A 15,336-nucleotide genomic window follows, 5' to 3' on the forward strand; every position below is an offset into this window, starting at 1 on the left:
GCCCCGTCCTGGCGGAGGCCGGTCGACGCGCGCCCCCGACCCGGAACTCCGGCCCCGGGCGCGCGCCCCGCGCACCACGCGCACCTCCTGAGCCACTCGACTGCCCCCGCACACCTGCGACCCGACACCGATCGGAGGCATGGTGCCCAGTCCGCACAGGCCCGCGACCGGCCCGGTCGGCTACGCGGCCTTCGTCCAGCTCCACCGCCACAGCTACGAGCAGTACGCCCGCGCCCGCCTGGGTGACCGCTCACTGGCGGCGACGGTCGTCGCGCGGGTCCTGCGCCGGGCCGAGCTGAGCTGGAGCGCGGCGCTCCGCGGGGACCCCGCCGCCTTCACCTGGGACGTGCTGCGGGAGAGCGTCACCACGGCCCGCGCCGAGGCCGCCGACGCCCCGGCGGACGACCTGCACCGCGTACTGCCCGAGCGGCCGGCCGACGCCGCGCTCCTGCACGAGCGCCTTGGCCTCGCGCCCAAGGCCGCCGCGGCCCTGATGGGCGTGGGCGAACCCGAGTTGCAGGTCCAACTCCGGGCCGCCCGCCGGATCCTGGCCGAACTAGACCCCGGCGGCCGGAACGGGGGCGCCTGACCGCAGACCCCGCGCAGACGCCGGTCCCATCGTGGCGCACCCGACCGCTCCCCCTCGGACGCCGGTGCGCCACGGAATCGCCATGCCCCGCCACAGTTCACCCACCCGGGTTGTTTCAACCGCGATCGGGCCGACCTAGGATGACGTGTCATCACAATGGCTTGTCGACAAGGGACTTCGGCACAGACAAGGGAGCATCGTGGACGACGCGAGGGCCGGAACGCGGGATCATTACGTTGACGCGGACACGCCCAGTGCGGCGCGGATGTACGACTACCTCCTGGGCGGGCACTACAACTACCCGTGCGACCGCGAGGCCTGCGACCAGCTGCTGGTGACCGCCCCCAGCACCCGGGAACTGGCGCTCAACAACCGGGCCTTCCTGGAACGGGTGGTGCGCCATATCGCCCGGCGCTACGGGATCAGGCAGTTCCTCGACCACGGCTCGGGCCTGCCCACCCAGAACAATGTGCACCAGGTCGCCCAGAGCGTCGATCCGGACTGCAAGGTGGTCTACATCGACAACGACCCGCTGGTCCTCGGCTACGGACGCGCCTTCCTGGAGGAGAACCGGAACGTGCTCATCCTGCCCTCGGACATGCGGGAGACCGCGGCCATCGCGGCCGACGCGGCGCGGATCATCGACTTCCGCCGGCCGGTGGCCGCGCTGTTCGTGTCCGTGCTGCACTGCGTCCCCGACGACGACCGGGGGAACCCGCGCCGGATGATCGAGGACACCGTGCGCCTGCTCGCCCCCGGCAGTGTCGTGGTGATCTGCCAGCTCGTCAGCGAGGACGCCCGGATCCGCGACGCGGTCACCGAGCTGATGCGGGAACAGACCGGCGACCGCTGGGGCCGGGTGCGGACCAAGGCCGAGGTGGCCGAGCTCTTCACCGTCCCCCGCCTCCGGGTCGAGGAGGTCGGTCTGCTCGACGTCACGGACTGGCGGCCGGACACCGATCTGGTCCGGCGCCAGGCCACCCAGGAGTGGATCGAGTTCGGGGGCCTGGCCACCGTCGACTGAAGCCGCCGCCCCCGGCGGGACCGGGGGCGGCATGGATCGCGGGGTGGCGTGGGCTGCGGGGCGGCGTCAGAGGCGGGCGCGGTGCCAGTCGAGCGCCTCCACGACCAGTTCACGGCTCGGCACCGGCCCCGGAGCCTGCCGGATGACACTGTCACTGAGGTCCTGGTAGTCGAGGTAGTCGCTGTCGGCCTCCTCGCCGGCGATCGGGCCCCGGTGGAACTCGCCCCGCCCCCCGGCCTCGGTGTAGATGACGTCCGGCGCGGCGAACGAGCCCCGCGCGAAGCTGAGCCGGATCAGCGAAGTCACCTGGAGCGCGAGGGGGTTCTCCACCGCGATCACCCTGACCGCGACCGGTGAACTCTCCTCGTCCACGTGCCGCAGCAGCACCGACAGCTGGTCGACCATCATCCGGGGTTCACCGAAGTCGGCGTAGAGGGCGCTGCGCTGGATGAAGAAGGTCGACCTCGGGAGCCTGCTCGCGAAGCGGTCGGCGCGCAGGCCCCGGACCTCGATGATCCGGCCCGCGAGCCTCCGCTGGCTGGCGAGCAGGGTCCGGCCCGTCACCACCTCGCGGTACCGGGGGATCTGGAGCACCCCGGGGATCACATTGGTGTCGATGATGATCTGCCGCGCGGCCCACTCCTCCAGGCTGGTGAGCCGCAGCATCGAGTCCGGCACGGCCTCGCGGTAGGCGGCGCGGGAGCGGGTCCGCACCGAGTTGGCCCACCCCTCCGCCGAGGCGTCGTGGGCGAGTTGGAGCAACTGCCCACGCCGAGGCCCGGGGCGTACGCCGAGGGCGTCCAGGAGGACTTCGACCACGGCCGGCTTGTCGATCCGCATCTCGCCGTTCTCGATCCGGCTGTAGACCGAGGTGGAGACCCTGACCCTGGCCCTCGCCAGCACCTCCCGCTGGGTCAGGGTGCCGCGTTCGATCTTCAGCTCCGCACCCAGGAGCAGGGCGGGAACGCCCCAGGATCCCGGCGGGTCGGGCGCGGGCCGCCCGAACGGAACTGCACGGTCCTCCATGGCCAAAGAGCCCCCCTTGGGCACAATCTCGAAGCTCACCCCGAACGGTCGGGTTCAGCTTCACACAAGGGGGGCTCCGTCGTCACGCCGGACCGCTGGACCCGGGTGACGGTGCTACGAACTCAAACCGCCAGGTGGTCGAATTCGCCGTCCTTCACGCCGTTCAGGAGTGCCGCGATCTCCGGCGCGGTGAGGACCAGGGCCGGACCGCTCGGGAAGCGGCTGTTGCGCAGGGCCACCTGGCCGTCGTTCAGTTTCCGCAGCTCCACACAGGCACCCGTGCCCTGGCTGGCCCGGGCCTTCTGCCAGCCGTCCGTCGCCTCGATGACGTCGGCCGGCATGCCGTTGAAGTAGTCGATCACGATCAGCCATCTCCACTGTCCGCTGGGCGCCCGCTCCTCCGATCTTCATACGCACGGAGAAGTGCCCTGGTGGGACTCCTGCGCAATCCCGTGCGGGATTGCGCAGGCCGGGCGACTTGAATCATTCACCTCGACAATCGAGCAGCGCCACTCCCTAATAGGGTGAATACGGATCGCTTTATGCATATCTATTGTGAGCGGCTGATAGCACTTTCGAACGGACCGGGTCGGCTACTGGTCCGCCGGGCCGTAGACGGTGTTCAGGACCCCGCTGGCGAAGGCCGTGCTGCTCAGGAGCTTCAGCCGGATCGGGTCGACGCCCTCCTCGAACAGGCGGATGCCGCGCCCGACCGCGATCGGGTGGACGAGCAGGTGCAACTCGTCGATCAGCCCGGCGGCCAGCAGCGCCCGCACCACCGAGACCGAGCCGGACATCCCGATCGGGCCGCCCTCCTCCTGCTTCAGCGCGGTGACGCCCTCGACCAGGTCGCCCTGCAACTGCTCGGAGTTGCGCCAGGTCAGCTCCAGCTCCGAGCGGGAGACGACGACCTTGCGCGCGTCCCCGAGCGCCTTCGCCATTCCGCCCTCCTCGCCGCCCGCGTCCTCACGGGTCGGCCAGACCTCGGCGAAACTCTCGTAGGTGGCACGGCCGAGCAGCACGGTGTCCGCCGCCGCCAGCTGGGCGCCGACCGCCGCGCCCATCTCCTCGTCGAAGTAGGGGAAGTGCCACTGGTCCGGGCTCTCCACCACGCCGTCGGCGGCGATGAACAGACCTGCGGTGAGCTTGCGCATCAGGATCTCCCTGTGTCGTGGGTGCTGCTTGCTTTCATACGGTCAGACCGGTCGGCGGGGCGGAACTCATCGCTCCCGGCGGAAGAAGTTTTTTGTCGCCCTCTGCGGTCCGACACAGAAGCTAGGTTGCTTTTCCAGATTTCACAACTTGCAAGCAGCACAGTATTGATGACTTTGCAGGTCAGTGATGCTAGATTCGTTGCAATCAACTTGATCTCAATGCAACGTCGGCATCCACTCATTGCAATGACCTGGCACTGAACGCTCACCCGGCAGCGCGGGTCGCCGGGGGCTCAGGCGGAGGGCGTGGTGCCGGAGAAGGGGGTGCGGACCTCGGCCGGGGCGAGGACGGTGGCGGGGAGGACGCCGAGCTGCTGGAGGACCGTGGTGCGGTCGTACGCGTCCACCGACCTGACGATCCGCCCGTCCTCGGCGAATTCGAGCTGGCTCATCACGTACAGCGAGAAGCCCTTCCCCCGGCTGGACTCCGGCAGGCAGAGGAACGGCTCCCTGACGGTGGCGCCGTACTGCACGTGCGCCACCGCGTGCGACCGGCCGACCAGCACGCCCACGCTGACGGACCGGATGTCGGAGAACAGCTCGCCGGCCCGGGCGAAGTACTCGTGCAGCTCCTGGTGGCCCCGGTAGGTGTGACCGAACGCCTTGTCCTCGATGACGGCGTCCTCCGTGTAGTACGCCATGGCATCGGCGGGAGCCGTCGGGGACTCCCACATGGCCACCCAGCGTTCCACGAACGCCTTCCGCTCGCTCTCGTCGAATTCCGGCACGAGGATCAGTCCTTTCCGGGCAGGGCGCCGACAGTTCTGGTGCGGGGCGGTGACCAGTGGCGGAGCACGGACGCCATCACCCTCGGGTGCGCCAGTTCCGCCGGGGAGCCGGTGAGGCTGACGGCGTTCCAGACCGCGGCGGCGACCCGGGCGTCGGCGGCCGCGGCGCGCATGGTCGCGCGGAAGGCGTTCGCCAGCAGGCCGGCCAGGACGGGGTGGGTGCCCGGGACCTGCGGCATGGACCGGTCAGCCATGGTCGAGAACAGCCACGGGAGCCGCACGGCGCGGGCGGCCTCCCGGTAGAAGCGCCGGGGCAGGCCCTCGACCACGCCGCCGTCGAGGCAGTCCCGCAGGGCCTTCGCCTCCAGGGCGGCGACGGCCATGCCCGCCCCGTAGATCGGGTTGAGACTGCACACCGCGTCCCCGATGGAGATCAGCCCCTCGGGCAGCCGGCGCAGCCGGTGGAAGTCGCGGCGGACCGAGGCCGGGTAGCGGAACGAGGAGATCCCGGAGATCGGCTCGGCGGCGCGGAGCGCGGACCGGGTGTCGGCGGGGAGCAGGCCGTCGGCGAAGCCGAGGAACTCCTCCGGCCTGCCCGGCGGGTGGTTCGCCTTGCCGAATCCGTAGAGGGAGAGCACCCAGGCGTCGTTCTCCTGCTGGGTGAGGACCGCGCCGCGGGGGCGGGCCTGGGTCGCGCCGATCAGGACGCCCTTGGCCGCCCCCAGGGCGCCCGGTGGCACCCGGTAGCGGCGGCTGGCGTAGGCGACGCCGACCTGGAGGCGCTGCGTCGCGGGCTGCTCGTAACCCAAGGACCGGTGCCAGGCGGCGCCCCTTCCGGCGCGCCCCATCGCGTCCACGACGAGGTCCGCGTCGACGGTCTCGACGACGTCGGCCTCCCCCGGGCGGGCCAGCCGGACTCCGGTCACTCCGGCGGAGCCGGTGGCGACGGGATCAGTGGCTTCGAGTCCGGTCCGCAGGTCGACGTTCGGAAGGGCCTGGACCCTGGCGCGCAGCCGGTCCTCCAGGAAGGGCCGGCTCACCTGGAGCACCCGGCCGAGCGGCACCTGTCGCAGGCGCGAGCCGAAGAACACGATGTCGAGCTCGTCCAGGGCGCCGGCGAGCGTACCGCCCGCGGCCGCCAGCTCCTCGACGAAGCCGGGGAAGGACTCCTCCAGGATCTGCGCGCCACCGGGTGTGAGCGAATGGACGTGCGCCCCCTGCGGCACTCCGCGCCGGACACCGGGGACGGCCGGGAAGGTGTCCCGTTCGACGACGGTGACCCGCTCGAAGGCTCCGGACAGGGCCCCGGCGGCACAGAGGCCGCCGATGCCCGCACCGAGCACGATCGCGTGGTTCGTCCCCCTGCGGCTGCGGCTGGGCGCTGGATTCACGGTCGGCTCCGATCGCTTGTTTCCTGCCGTCGGGCGCGCGTTCTCCCCTTCCCGTTCCGCTCCCGTCCCACACCGTCGAGCACGCGCGCGTCCGGGTGACGGCGGTGGACGGCGGTCGCTCGACCCATGCGGGCGAAGTGATCCGACGGACGATCAGCCGTGGTCGGGGGGACGTGTCCGTGGCGGCGTCGTTGACAGTGCTGCGGCGGACTCCTAGCGTGACGCAGGCGATTACCCACGAGTAGGGACTGTTGATGGCCGCAGCGCGCCCGTACGACCTCGTCCTGTTCGGCGCCACCGGGTTCACCGGGCGGCTCACCGCCGAGTACCTGGCCCGGGCCGTGCCCGAGGGCTGCCGCTGGGCGCTCGCCGGCCGGGACGCGGACCGGCTCGCCGCCGTCCGGGCCGGACTCGCCGCGATCGATCCGCGCTGCGCCGAACTGCCGCTGCTGGTCGCCGACGCCGCGGACCGCGAGGCCCTGCGGAAGGTGGCCGCCTCGGCCCGGGTGGTGGTGTCCACGGTCGGCCCCTACCTGCGCCACGGCGAGCCGCTGGTGGCCGCCTGCGCGGACAGCGGGACCGACTACGTGGACCTCACCGGCGAGCCCGAGTTCGTCGACCGGATGTACCTGCGCCACCACGAGCGGGCGGTGGCCACCGGCGCGCGGCTGGTCCATGCCTGCGGCTTCGACTCGGTGCCGCACGACCTCGGCGTGCTGTTCACCGTCGAGGAGCTGCTGCGCCGCGGCGCGACACCGGAGCGGATCTCGGTCGAGGGGTTCGTCCGCGTCGCCGGCACCGTCTCCGGCGGCACCCTGGCCTCGGCTATGACCGCCTTCTCCAGGCCGCGCGCGATGGCGCGGGCCGCCCGGGAACGCCGCGCGGCCGAGCCCCGGCCCCGGGGACGGCGCGTCCGCACACCGGCCGGCCGACCGCACCGGTCCCGGGCGGCCCGGGCCTGGGCGCTGCCGCTCCCCACCATCGACCCGCAGGTGGTGGGGCGCTCGGCCGCCGCGCTGGACGCCTACGGCCCGGACTTCGGCTACACCCACTACGCCGTGGTGCGACGGCTGCCGATCGCGGTCGGCGGCGTGGTCGCGGTCACGGCGATCGCCCTCGCCGCCCAGCTGCGGCCGCTGCGCCGCGCGCTGGAGCGGCTGCGCAAGCCCGGCGAGGGACCGGGCGCGCGGCAGCGGGCCGGGTCCTGGTTCACCGTGCGGTTCGTGGCCCGGACGGACCTCGGCCGGCCGCTGGTCACCGAGGTGTCCGGGGGCGATCCCGGCTACCAGGAGACCGCGGTCATGCTCGCCGAGTCCGCGCTGTGCCTCGCCTACGACGACCTGCCGACCACGGCCGGGCAGCTGACCACGGCCGTGGCGATGGGGCGTCCGCTGATCGACCGGCTGGCCTCGGCCGGGCTCTCCTTCCGGGTCCTGGACGCCCCGCCGACGGACGCCCCCGGCCGCTGAGGGCCGCCGGGGGGCGCCCCCGGCCTCACTTGGGGCTGAGCAGGCAGAACTCGTTGCCCTCCGGGTCCGCCATGACCGTCCACGAGATCGCGGACCGGTCGAACCCCGGATCGGTGGCTCCCAGGGCGCGCAGCCGGGCCGCCTCCACCTCCACGTCGCCCCCCGGGTAGGGGCGGATGTCGAGGTGGACGCGGTTCCACCCGGTCTTGGCGTCGGGGGTGCGGACGAACTCCAGGTACGGGCCGACGCCCTGGGCGGACCGCATGGTCGCGTGGTCGTCGGCGACCTCGTGCACCGTCCAGTCCATCGCCTCGCCCCAGAAACGCGCCATCTCGCGCGGGTCGGCGCAGTCGACCACCACCGCCGCGACCGGCCCGGTGTCCCCGTAGACCGGGCGGGGCTCCAGGACGCAGAACTCGTTGCCCTCCGGGTCCGCCATGACCGTCCAGGGGACGTCGCCCTGGCCCACGTCGGCGAGCGTCGCGCCGAGGTCCTTCAGACGTGCGACCAGCTCCGCCTGGTGGGCGGCCGAGGTGGTGGCCAGATCGAGGTGCACCCGGTTCTTCCCGGTCTTGGGCTCCGGACGGGCCACGAGGTCGATGAAGATCGTCGACGGGTCCGGGTAGGGGAGCCCCACCGGTTCGAGGTTGGTCACCCCGGGGCCCTCGCTGTCGATCCCCCAGCCGAGCACCTCGGCCCAGAACCGCCCCAGCGCGGCGTCGTCCTGGGCCTTCATGTTGATCTGTACAAGTCGCGTTGCCATGATCAAGATCATAAGAGCGGCCCGCGGATCCGTCGACGGCAATTCGGAGCCGGGACCGGGGCTGAACCTGGGGCCTGGACCGGGGCCGGGACTGGAGCCGGGGCCGCGTCCCGGGCCGAAGCGGACAAAGTAGGATGACCCAACCTTCGCGCTACGCGCGAAGACTTCCATAAATGTTCGACTTTGCCCGATTAATCTCCCGCTTCACACGCACGGAGCCACCCTCATGGACAACCCGTCCACCGCCGAGACCGACGGCGCGATGGAGACCCGCGGTATCGAACCCGTCCCGGACCACGAGCGCCGGGGCAGAGTCCGCGAGCTCTTCCCGACCTGGGTCGCGGCGAACATCAGCGTCCTGCTGCTCACCATGGGCGCGGCCCTGGTGGTGTTCAACCAGCTGAACTTCTGGCAGGTCCTGATCGTGGCCGCATGCGCCGCGCTCGCCTCCTTCGGCATGGTCGGACTGCTCTCGGTCTCCGGAAAGTGGGGCGGGGCCCCCGGTGCCACGCTCTCCCGGGCCACCTTCGGCGTGCGGGGCAACCTCTTCCCCGGCGCGATCCTCTGGATCGCCCGGTTCGGCTGGGAGACGATCAACGCCGTCACCGGCGCCTACGCGGTCCTGACCGTCCTCGACCTGCTCCTCGGCGTCAGGAGCAACACCGCGCTGATCGTCGTCACGCTCTTCGTCTTCGTCGCCTGCACCTTCCTGGTCTCCGGCCTGGGCCGGAAGGCGCTGAACGTCTGCAACACGTGGTCGACCTACCTCTTCGGCGTGTTCAGCGTCCTGGTGCTCGGCTACCTGGTCGCGACCATGGACTGGAGCGAGGTCTTCGCCAAGCCCGCGGGCACCACCGCGATGATGGTCGCCGGCATCGGGACCATCGCCGCCGGCGGCATCAGCTGGGTCCCCACCGGCCCCGACTTCGCCCGCTACCTGCCGCACTCCGCCTCCGGCCGGAAGATCGTCGGCGTGACGGTCTCCGGCGCCGGACTGGTGATGGTGCCGATGGTGCTGATGGGCGCCGTGATGGCGGTGGCCTCCCCCGGCCTGGCCGAGGCCGCGGACCCGGTCTCCTTCCTCGGCGACCTGCTGCCGACCTGGCTGGCCGTGCCGTACCTGCTGACCGCCATCGTGGGCATGCTGCTGATCAACAGCCTCTCCATGTACTCGGCCGGCTTCACCGCCCAGACCATGGGCGTCAAGCTGCCGCGCGCCATGGCCGTCAGCATCAACGCCGTGATCTCGCTGGTCGGCGGCCTGCTGCTGATGCTGGTCGCCACGAGCTTCCTGGGCTCCTTCATCACCTTCCTGATCCTGCTCGCCGTCTCCTTCTCGGCCTGGATCGGCGTCTACGCGGTGGACATGTTCCGCCGCCGCTCGCGCGCGGTGCGCTACGACGCCGCCGCGCTGATGGACACCGGCCGGAGCAGCCGCTACTGGTACGTCGGCGGCTTCTGCTGGCAGGCGATGGTGTCGTGGGTGCTCGCGCTGCTGGTCGGGCTGGCCTTCACCAAGTGCGACTGGTTCGCCGGCCCGCTGTCCGACACCCCCGTCGGCCGGTACGGACTCGCCTGGGCGGCGACCATCGTGGTCTCCGGCGTGATCATGGCCGTCCTGCCCGTCCCCCGGGAGAACACGCCCGCCGACGCGAACCGGCCCGCCGACGCGGTGGCGGAGGAGCGGCCCGAACGGGTCGCGGTCTGATCCCCGCCCCCTGCGGTTCCTGAGCCCTTCGGCTCCGATCGCCCCGGCCGCCTCGGCCGGGGCGATCCTGCGTCTCCGGGGCGGGGCGTCGGGGCGGCCGGTCAGTCGCGGTCGAGCAACGCGGCCAGATACCGCGCCGTCTCGCCGCGCAGCTCCTCCGGCGTCGGCACCCGGTCGTGACCGCTCCCCGCCGTCGAGTTGAACAGCACCCCGTCGCACCAGCGGATCAGCCGCCGGGCGTCGCCCGCCGGGTCGGTGGAGCCGCACCGCGCCAGCAGGGCGGTGGCGAGGTCCGTGAAGCGGGCGCCCAGCCGGTCGTAGCCGGTGCGCAGCTCGGGCCGGCGGGTGGCTTCCAGGGCGAGTTCGAGCCGGGCCAGGGTGAGCGTGCGGCCGACGGTGAGCGCGCGGTGCAGCAGGTCCGCCCCGCCCTGGACCAGCAGTTCCCGGGCCGCGGCGCCGTCGGGGAGCGTGCCGGCCATGACCGGGCTCCCCTCGGTCTCCCGTTCGACGATGCGGGCGAGGGCGAGGTCGAGCAGGGCGGCCCTGGTCCGGGCGAGGTTGGAGGTCGAGCCTGCGGGCAGTCCGGCCTCCTCGTCCACGGCGCGGTGGGTCAGCCCGCGCAGGCCGCGTTCGGCGATCAGGGCAATGGCGGCGTCGGCGATCAGTGTCGGGCGGTGCGGCGTCATGGGTCCGATCATGGTCCCTCCCTCGGGCTGCCCCGACCGGGGGCTCGAATGTTTCTCACTACAAGAGTAGTCCACTGCCACTACAGATGTAGTACGGTACTGCCCAGAGGCCACTACAGCCGTAGTGGCGGGGAGAAGGGGCTCATCATGTTCACCACGGACGCGCACCGGGCGATCGTCATCGGCGGCGGGATCGGCGGGCTCGCGGCCGCCCTCGCCCTGCACCGGCAGGGCCTCGCGGTCACCGTCCACGAGCGCGCCGCCTCGCTCGAACCCGTCGGGGCCGGGCTGGCCCTCGCCCCCAACGCCCTGCGCGCTCTCGACCGGCTCGGCGTCGGCGAGCGCCTGCGCGCCCTGGCCGCCCCGCATCCGGCGATCGGCCTGCGCCGCCCCTCCGGCCGCTGGCTCGCCCGCACCGACACGGCGACCTTCGAGGCGCGCTTCGGCGACACCATCGCCGCCGTCGCCCGCGCCGAGGTCATCGCCGCCCTGGTCGACGCCCTTCCCGAGGGCACCGTCCGCACCGACTCGCCCGCCGCCCTCGTCACCCCGGGGAGCGCCACCGAGCCCGCCGTCGTCCGCACCGGCGACGGGGAGGAGTCCGCCGCGCTGGTGGTCGCCGGCCGTCGGCGAGGTCTGGGGGCGCGGGCAGCTCGCCGGCGTCATCCCGCTCGCCGACGGCAGGGTCTATGTGTACGGCGCGGCGCTCGCCCCGGCCGGCGCCCGGGCGGCCGACGGCGACGAGAAGGCCGAACTCCTGCGCCGGTTCGGCACCTGGTGCGCACCCGTGCCCCAGCTCCTGGCGCTCGCCGAACCCGGGCGCGTCCTGCGCCACGACGTCTGGGCCGATCCCCTGCCAGCCCACCACCTCGGCCGGGTCGCCCTGCTCGGCGACGCCGCCCACGCGATGTGCCCGTTCCAGGGCCAGGGCGCCTGCCAGGCGATCGAGGACGCCGTCGTCCTCGCCGCCCCGCTCATGCCGTCCAGGGACCCGGCCGCCACCCTCCCCGCCTACACCGCCGCCCGGCTGCCGCGCACCACCGGCATCGTCGCCGGGTCGCGTCGGATCGGCGACCTCGTCGCCCTCCGGACCCCCGCCGCGGCCTTCCTGCGCGACACCGCGCTCGCCCTGGCCGGGCTGCTGCCCGCCCGTACCCTGCTCGGCCGCTCCGGCCCGACGTACGACTGGCAGCCTCCGGCCCTCGGTGCGTCGGCCCTCGACACCTCTGCCTGAGTACGTCGGAGCCCCGCCAGGCTCGCTCGTCTTGTAGCGAGGTGTACGCGCCGCTACGCTGCCACGCGTGAAGCAACTGAACCTGCGCATCGACGAGGAAACCCACGAGGCCCTAGAGCAGCGGGCGGAGGCGGCCGGGATGAGCCTGCCGGACTACGCCCGCAAGGTCCTGGCGGAGGAGGCCGACGAGCGGCGCGAGCGGTTCCTGACCGCCGCCGCGCACTTCTCCCAGGTGTGGGCACCGGCGTTCGAGGCCGAGTTCGGCCCCTACCCGCAGGGCGGGGCCGGGCACCGGTCCGGGACGGCGGACGCGGCGTGATCCTGCGCGTCGACCGCACCTGGCTGCTGGAGGTCGCCCAGCAGTTCCTGCGTGCCGATCCCGATGTCACGGACTACGGCACCCTCGCCGCGGCGGTGGCCCGCCATGTCGACGAGGTGATGGACGTGGCGGTGTACGGCGGCGTGCACCAGCGCGCGGCCGCCCTCATGCACCAGCTCATCCGCGTCCCGGCGCTGGAGTTCGCCAACGAGCACTTCGCGGCCGTCGTCGCCGCGTCCTACCTCAGCGCCTCCGGGGTCATCGTGACCGCCGAGCCCAAGGCGGCCGTCGAACTGGCCGCACGGATCCGCGACGGCCGGGCCGACGTCCGCGAGACCGCCACCGCCATCCGCGCCTGGTACCGCTGAACCCGGCCGGGCCTGTCGGCGGTCAGAGCGGGAGCGAGAACCTGACCTTGGGCCGCCCCAGCGCTCCCGCGCGGTGGTAGAAGCGGATCGCGTCGGCGTTCCAGTCGGGGGTCTGCCACTGCACCTCGGCGACGCCGCGGGCCGCGGCCGCGTCCTTCACGGCGTCGAGCAGGGCGCGCCCCCAGCCCTCGCCCCGGTGCGGCTCGATGACGAACAGGCAGTCCAGGTGGACATGGTCGTCGCCCTGCCAGGTGGAGAACGCCCGGGACCAGGAGGCGTAGCCGACCGGGGCGACACCGCTCCCGTCCACCCGGCGTGGAACACTTCGGTGGCCGCCGGGGGACGGACGTCGTGCCCCGGGTACCGATCGTCCCCGCCGAGGAGCACGCATGAGCACCACCCCGCCGGTATCGCTGGTCACGGGCGCCAACCGGGGAATCGGCCGGGAGACCGCGCGTCAGCTCGCCGGGCTCGGCCACACCGTCCTGCTGTGCGCCCGCCGGGCCGCCGACGCCGAACGGGCCGCGGCCGAGCTGGCCCCCGACGTCCCCGGCACGCTGCTGCCGTACCGGCTGGACGTCACCGACGCCGAGGGCGTCGACGACCTCGCCCGCACCGTCGACGCGCGGTTCGGCCGCCTCGACGTCCTCGTCAACAACGCCGCCGTCAACTACGACACCGGGCGACGCGCCACCGACGTCGACCTCGACGAGGTCGCCCGGACCCTGGAGACCAACCTGTTCGGCGCGTGGCGCACCGCGCAGGCGTTCCTCCCGCTGCTGCGCCGCTCGGCGCACCCCCGCCTGGTCAACGTGTCCAGCGAGTCCGGATCGCTGACCCACATGTCGGGCGGGACGCCCGCCTACGGGGTCTCGAAGGCCGCCCTCAACGCGCTGACCCGCAAGCTCGCGGCCGAACTGCGCGGCGACCGGATCCTGGTCAACGCCGTCTGCCCCGGCTGGATCGCCACCGACATGGGCGGGCCCGGCGGCGCGCCCGTCGACCAGGGGGCCGCCGGCGTCGTCTGGGCCGCGACCCTGCCCGACTCCGGGCCCAGCGGCGGGTTCTTCCGCGACGGGAAGCCGCTGGACTGGTAACCGGCCCGGCCGGCCGGGGACTTCGGGTGCTTCCCGGCCGCGGACGGGGGTTTGACGGCGGCCCCTAGAATGGGTGATCGGTCGCGAGTGGTGGTTCCGCACACGCACGGGGCGTGTCCGCGGGGTGAGGGAAGAGGTGCGCCGTGCCCGAAGCAGACTCCGGTGCGTCCACGCTCGCAGCGAAGCTGGACCGGTTGTTCGACGTGGTCCGCCGCCCCGACCGCGAGCCGTACACCCACGAGGAGGTCGCCCGGGCCTGCCGCGAGGCAACCGGCGAGACGTTCTCGGCGACCTATCTGTGGCAGCTCCGCACCGGCCGCCGGGACAATCCGACGAAGCGTCATCTGGAGGCGCTGGCCCAGTTCTTCCAGGTGCCGCCCGCGTACTTCTTCGACGACCGGCAGAGCGTGCGGATCACCGAGGAGCTGGCGCTGCTCGGCGCGCTGCGGGACGCCGGGGTGCGGGACGTGGCGCTGCGCGCGGTGGCCCTGTCGCCCGAGGGGCTCGGCACGATCAGCGACATGATCGAGGCGATCGCCCGCCGTGAGGCCGCGGGCAGGCCCGACGGCGGGCCCGGTGGGGGATCCAGTGGCGGGTCCGGCGGCGAACGCGGCGGCAGGTAGCGGCAATCGCTGTCGAAGCGGTTCTCCCGGGGCTCCCCCGTCCGTAGGATCGCCTCCCGAATTGGGCGGTGGAGCATCGGGGGTACGGACATGGGGCATCCGGGTGGGGTCGAGCGGGGGCTCTGGCTCCGATGTCGCGGCGTCGCGGACTCGATACCGCTCCCGGAGCCCTTCGACATCCGGGCGCTGACGGATTCGCTCGCCCGGCTGCGGGGCAGACCCATCGAGCTGATCCCGCTCTCCGGACCCGCGCACTCGCCCTGCGGGGTGCTGATCAGCACCGATCGCGCGGACTACATCGGCTACGCCGTCGACACCACCGCGCTGCACCAGCAGCACATCGTGCTGCACGAGATCGGCCACCTCCTCTGCCGGCATACCGGGGACGGAGCCCGGCTCGCCGAGGACGTCCGGGAGGCGTTGACACCCCGGTTGTCGGGCGAGCTGGTCCGCCGGGTGCTCGGGCGGTCGGCGTACACCCAGCGGCAGGAGCGGGAGGCGGAACTCGTCGCTTCCCTGGCCCTGCACCGGGTGCTGCGGCGTCAGCGGTCCTCGGTGGTCGGGCAACTGGCCGAGGGCGTCCTCCGGTTGGGGTCCGGGCTCGGCGGACCGCTCGCACGCGGCGCGGTGCGGCATGGGTGACGGGGGCGGACCGGTCCGTGACTGGGTCGACCTCCGCCGGCTCGGCCCCCTCTGGTCGGCGCTGCGGGCGGAGCGGCCGGAGATCGAACTCGTCACGCCCGAGCCGTGGTCCGCGACGGCCAGCTGTCCCTGCGCCCGCATCTGCACCCCCTGGTGCCGTTCTGGGTGGGCGAGGTGGTCCGCCCGGCCGGGACGGAGGAGTTCGCGATCGTGGTCGAGGCCGCCACGATCGCCGCCGCCCTGGAGGCCGCCCGCGCCGGGCACCGGTTCCCTGCCGGCCCCGCCGAGGGCTGGGTGCCGCACCCGCTCGCGGCCGGTCTGCGCGAGGAGGCGGCGTGGCTGGTCGAGGTGGCCGCCGCCTACCGCCGTTCACCGGTCATGGCCCATGTCCGGCGCCGGGTGCGGGCGGAGCTGGCCGGGGTCGCTGCGGCGCGGTGAGGTCCACGCGGACGGGC

18 protein-coding genes and 1 pseudogene are annotated in these 15,336 nt (G+C 73.1%); 11 read left to right on the forward strand and 8 right to left on the reverse strand.

Annotation, left to right across the window (positions count from 1 at the left end; genetic code table 11):
- Positions 1-139: 139 nt before the first annotated feature.
- Together VR45_RS29885 and VR45_RS29890 are read left to right on the forward strand one after the other, a co-directional pair.
- Positions 140-589 (forward strand): hypothetical protein, encoded by a 450-nt coding sequence (locus VR45_RS29885; protein ID WP_045942993.1) that lies wholly within the window; start codon positions 140-142, stop codon positions 587-589.
- Between the two features lie 199 nt (positions 590-788).
- Positions 789-1,613, forward strand: coding sequence for an SAM-dependent methyltransferase (locus tag VR45_RS29890; RefSeq protein ID WP_045942994.1), 825 nt, complete (start codon positions 789-791; stop codon positions 1,611-1,613).
- A gap of 66 nt (positions 1,614-1,679) precedes the next feature.
- Here VR45_RS29890 and VR45_RS42810 read toward each other — a convergent pair whose 3' ends face one another.
- The 5 genes from VR45_RS42810 to VR45_RS29915 form a co-directional block, all read right to left on the reverse strand.
- Complete coding sequence (locus VR45_RS42810) at positions 1,680-2,639, reverse strand: Scr1 family TA system antitoxin-like transcriptional regulator (protein ID WP_052709482.1); 960 nt, start codon at positions 2,637-2,639, stop codon at positions 1,680-1,682.
- Positions 2,640-2,761: 122 nt separating this feature from the next.
- On the reverse strand, positions 2,762-2,980 hold the full coding sequence (locus VR45_RS29900; protein ID WP_045943006.1) for a DUF397 domain-containing protein: 219 nt from the start codon (positions 2,978-2,980) through the stop codon (positions 2,762-2,764).
- 252 nt (positions 2,981-3,232) lie between these two features.
- Positions 3,233-3,793: a dihydrofolate reductase family protein gene (locus tag VR45_RS29905; protein ID WP_199926028.1), complete on the reverse strand. Its 561-nt coding sequence runs from the start codon at positions 3,791-3,793 to the stop codon at positions 3,233-3,235.
- 293 nt (positions 3,794-4,086) lie between these two features.
- Positions 4,087-4,581 carry a nuclear transport factor 2 family protein gene (locus VR45_RS29910; RefSeq protein WP_045942996.1) on the reverse strand — a complete coding sequence of 165 codons (495 nt, stop codon included), beginning with the start codon at positions 4,579-4,581 and terminating at the stop codon, positions 4,087-4,089.
- Positions 4,582-4,586: 5 nt separating this feature from the next.
- Positions 4,587-5,972: a hypothetical protein gene (locus VR45_RS29915; RefSeq protein WP_045942997.1), complete on the reverse strand. Its 1,386-nt coding sequence runs from the start codon at positions 5,970-5,972 to the stop codon at positions 4,587-4,589.
- 254 nt (positions 5,973-6,226) lie between these two features.
- Here VR45_RS29915 and VR45_RS29920 point away from each other — a divergent pair, with 254 nt between their 5' ends.
- The gene (locus VR45_RS29920) at positions 6,227-7,441 is read left to right on the forward strand and encodes a saccharopine dehydrogenase NADP-binding domain-containing protein (protein ID WP_045942998.1); all 1,215 of its coding nucleotides are present in this window, start codon (positions 6,227-6,229) and stop codon (positions 7,439-7,441) included.
- A gap of 25 nt (positions 7,442-7,466) precedes the next feature.
- Here the strand turns inward: VR45_RS29920 and VR45_RS29925 are convergent, their stop codons facing one another.
- Positions 7,467-8,204, reverse strand: coding sequence for a VOC family protein (locus VR45_RS29925; RefSeq protein ID WP_045943007.1), 738 nt, complete (start codon positions 8,202-8,204; stop codon positions 7,467-7,469).
- A gap of 226 nt (positions 8,205-8,430) precedes the next feature.
- On the opposite strand from VR45_RS29925, the gene VR45_RS29930 reads away from it, so the two are divergent.
- Positions 8,431-9,912 carry a cytosine permease gene (locus VR45_RS29930; RefSeq protein ID WP_045942999.1) on the forward strand — a complete coding sequence of 494 codons (1,482 nt, stop codon included), beginning with the start codon at positions 8,431-8,433 and terminating at the stop codon, positions 9,910-9,912.
- A 101-nt stretch (positions 9,913-10,013) separates the two neighbouring features.
- Here VR45_RS29930 and VR45_RS29935 read toward each other — a convergent pair whose 3' ends face one another.
- Complete coding sequence (locus VR45_RS29935) at positions 10,014-10,610, reverse strand: TetR family transcriptional regulator (protein ID WP_159394401.1); 597 nt, start codon at positions 10,608-10,610, stop codon at positions 10,014-10,016.
- 135 nt (positions 10,611-10,745) lie between these two features.
- Here VR45_RS29935 and VR45_RS29940 point away from each other — a divergent pair.
- The 3 genes and pseudogenes from VR45_RS29940 (at position 10,746) to VR45_RS29950 (ending at position 12,519) form a co-directional block, all read left to right on the forward strand.
- Positions 10,746-11,832, forward strand: a pseudogene (locus VR45_RS29940) (FAD-dependent oxidoreductase).
- A gap of 67 nt (positions 11,833-11,899) precedes the next feature.
- A complete protein-coding gene (locus VR45_RS29945; protein WP_030397208.1) occupies positions 11,900-12,151 on the forward strand; it encodes a toxin-antitoxin system HicB family antitoxin in 252 nt (83 codons plus the stop codon).
- Complete coding sequence (locus VR45_RS29950) at positions 12,148-12,519, forward strand: hypothetical protein (RefSeq protein WP_045943000.1); 372 nt, start codon at positions 12,148-12,150, stop codon at positions 12,517-12,519. The genes VR45_RS29945 and VR45_RS29950 overlap by 4 nt, the downstream gene beginning before the upstream one ends.
- Positions 12,520-12,541: 22 nt before the next feature.
- Here VR45_RS29950 and VR45_RS29955 read toward each other — a convergent pair whose 3' ends face one another.
- Positions 12,542-12,829 (reverse strand): GNAT family N-acetyltransferase, encoded by a 288-nt coding sequence (locus tag VR45_RS29955; protein WP_052709484.1) that lies wholly within the window; start codon positions 12,827-12,829, stop codon positions 12,542-12,544.
- A gap of 79 nt (positions 12,830-12,908) precedes the next feature.
- Between VR45_RS29955 and VR45_RS29960 the strand changes: the two genes are divergently transcribed.
- The 4 genes from VR45_RS29960 (at position 12,909) to VR45_RS29975 (ending at position 15,319) form a co-directional block, all read left to right on the forward strand.
- The gene (locus VR45_RS29960; protein ID WP_045943001.1) at positions 12,909-13,616 is read left to right on the forward strand and encodes an SDR family NAD(P)-dependent oxidoreductase; all 708 of its coding nucleotides are present in this window, start codon (positions 12,909-12,911) and stop codon (positions 13,614-13,616) included.
- A 143-nt stretch (positions 13,617-13,759) separates the two neighbouring features.
- Positions 13,760-14,239: a helix-turn-helix domain-containing protein gene (locus VR45_RS29965; RefSeq protein ID WP_045943002.1), complete on the forward strand. Its 480-nt coding sequence runs from the start codon at positions 13,760-13,762 to the stop codon at positions 14,237-14,239.
- A gap of 90 nt (positions 14,240-14,329) precedes the next feature.
- Complete coding sequence (locus VR45_RS29970; protein ID WP_045943003.1) at positions 14,330-14,881, forward strand: ImmA/IrrE family metallo-endopeptidase; 552 nt, start codon at positions 14,330-14,332, stop codon at positions 14,879-14,881.
- Between the two features lie 105 nt (positions 14,882-14,986).
- The gene (locus VR45_RS29975; RefSeq protein ID WP_045943004.1) at positions 14,987-15,319 is read left to right on the forward strand and encodes a DUF6545 domain-containing protein; all 333 of its coding nucleotides are present in this window, start codon (positions 14,987-14,989) and stop codon (positions 15,317-15,319) included.
- The last annotated feature ends 17 nt before the right edge of the window (positions 15,320-15,336 follow it).

Source organism: Streptomyces sp. NRRL S-495 (assembly GCF_000966955.1).
Classification (GTDB): domain Bacteria; phylum Actinomycetota; class Actinomycetes; order Streptomycetales; family Streptomycetaceae; genus Kitasatospora; species Kitasatospora purpeofusca.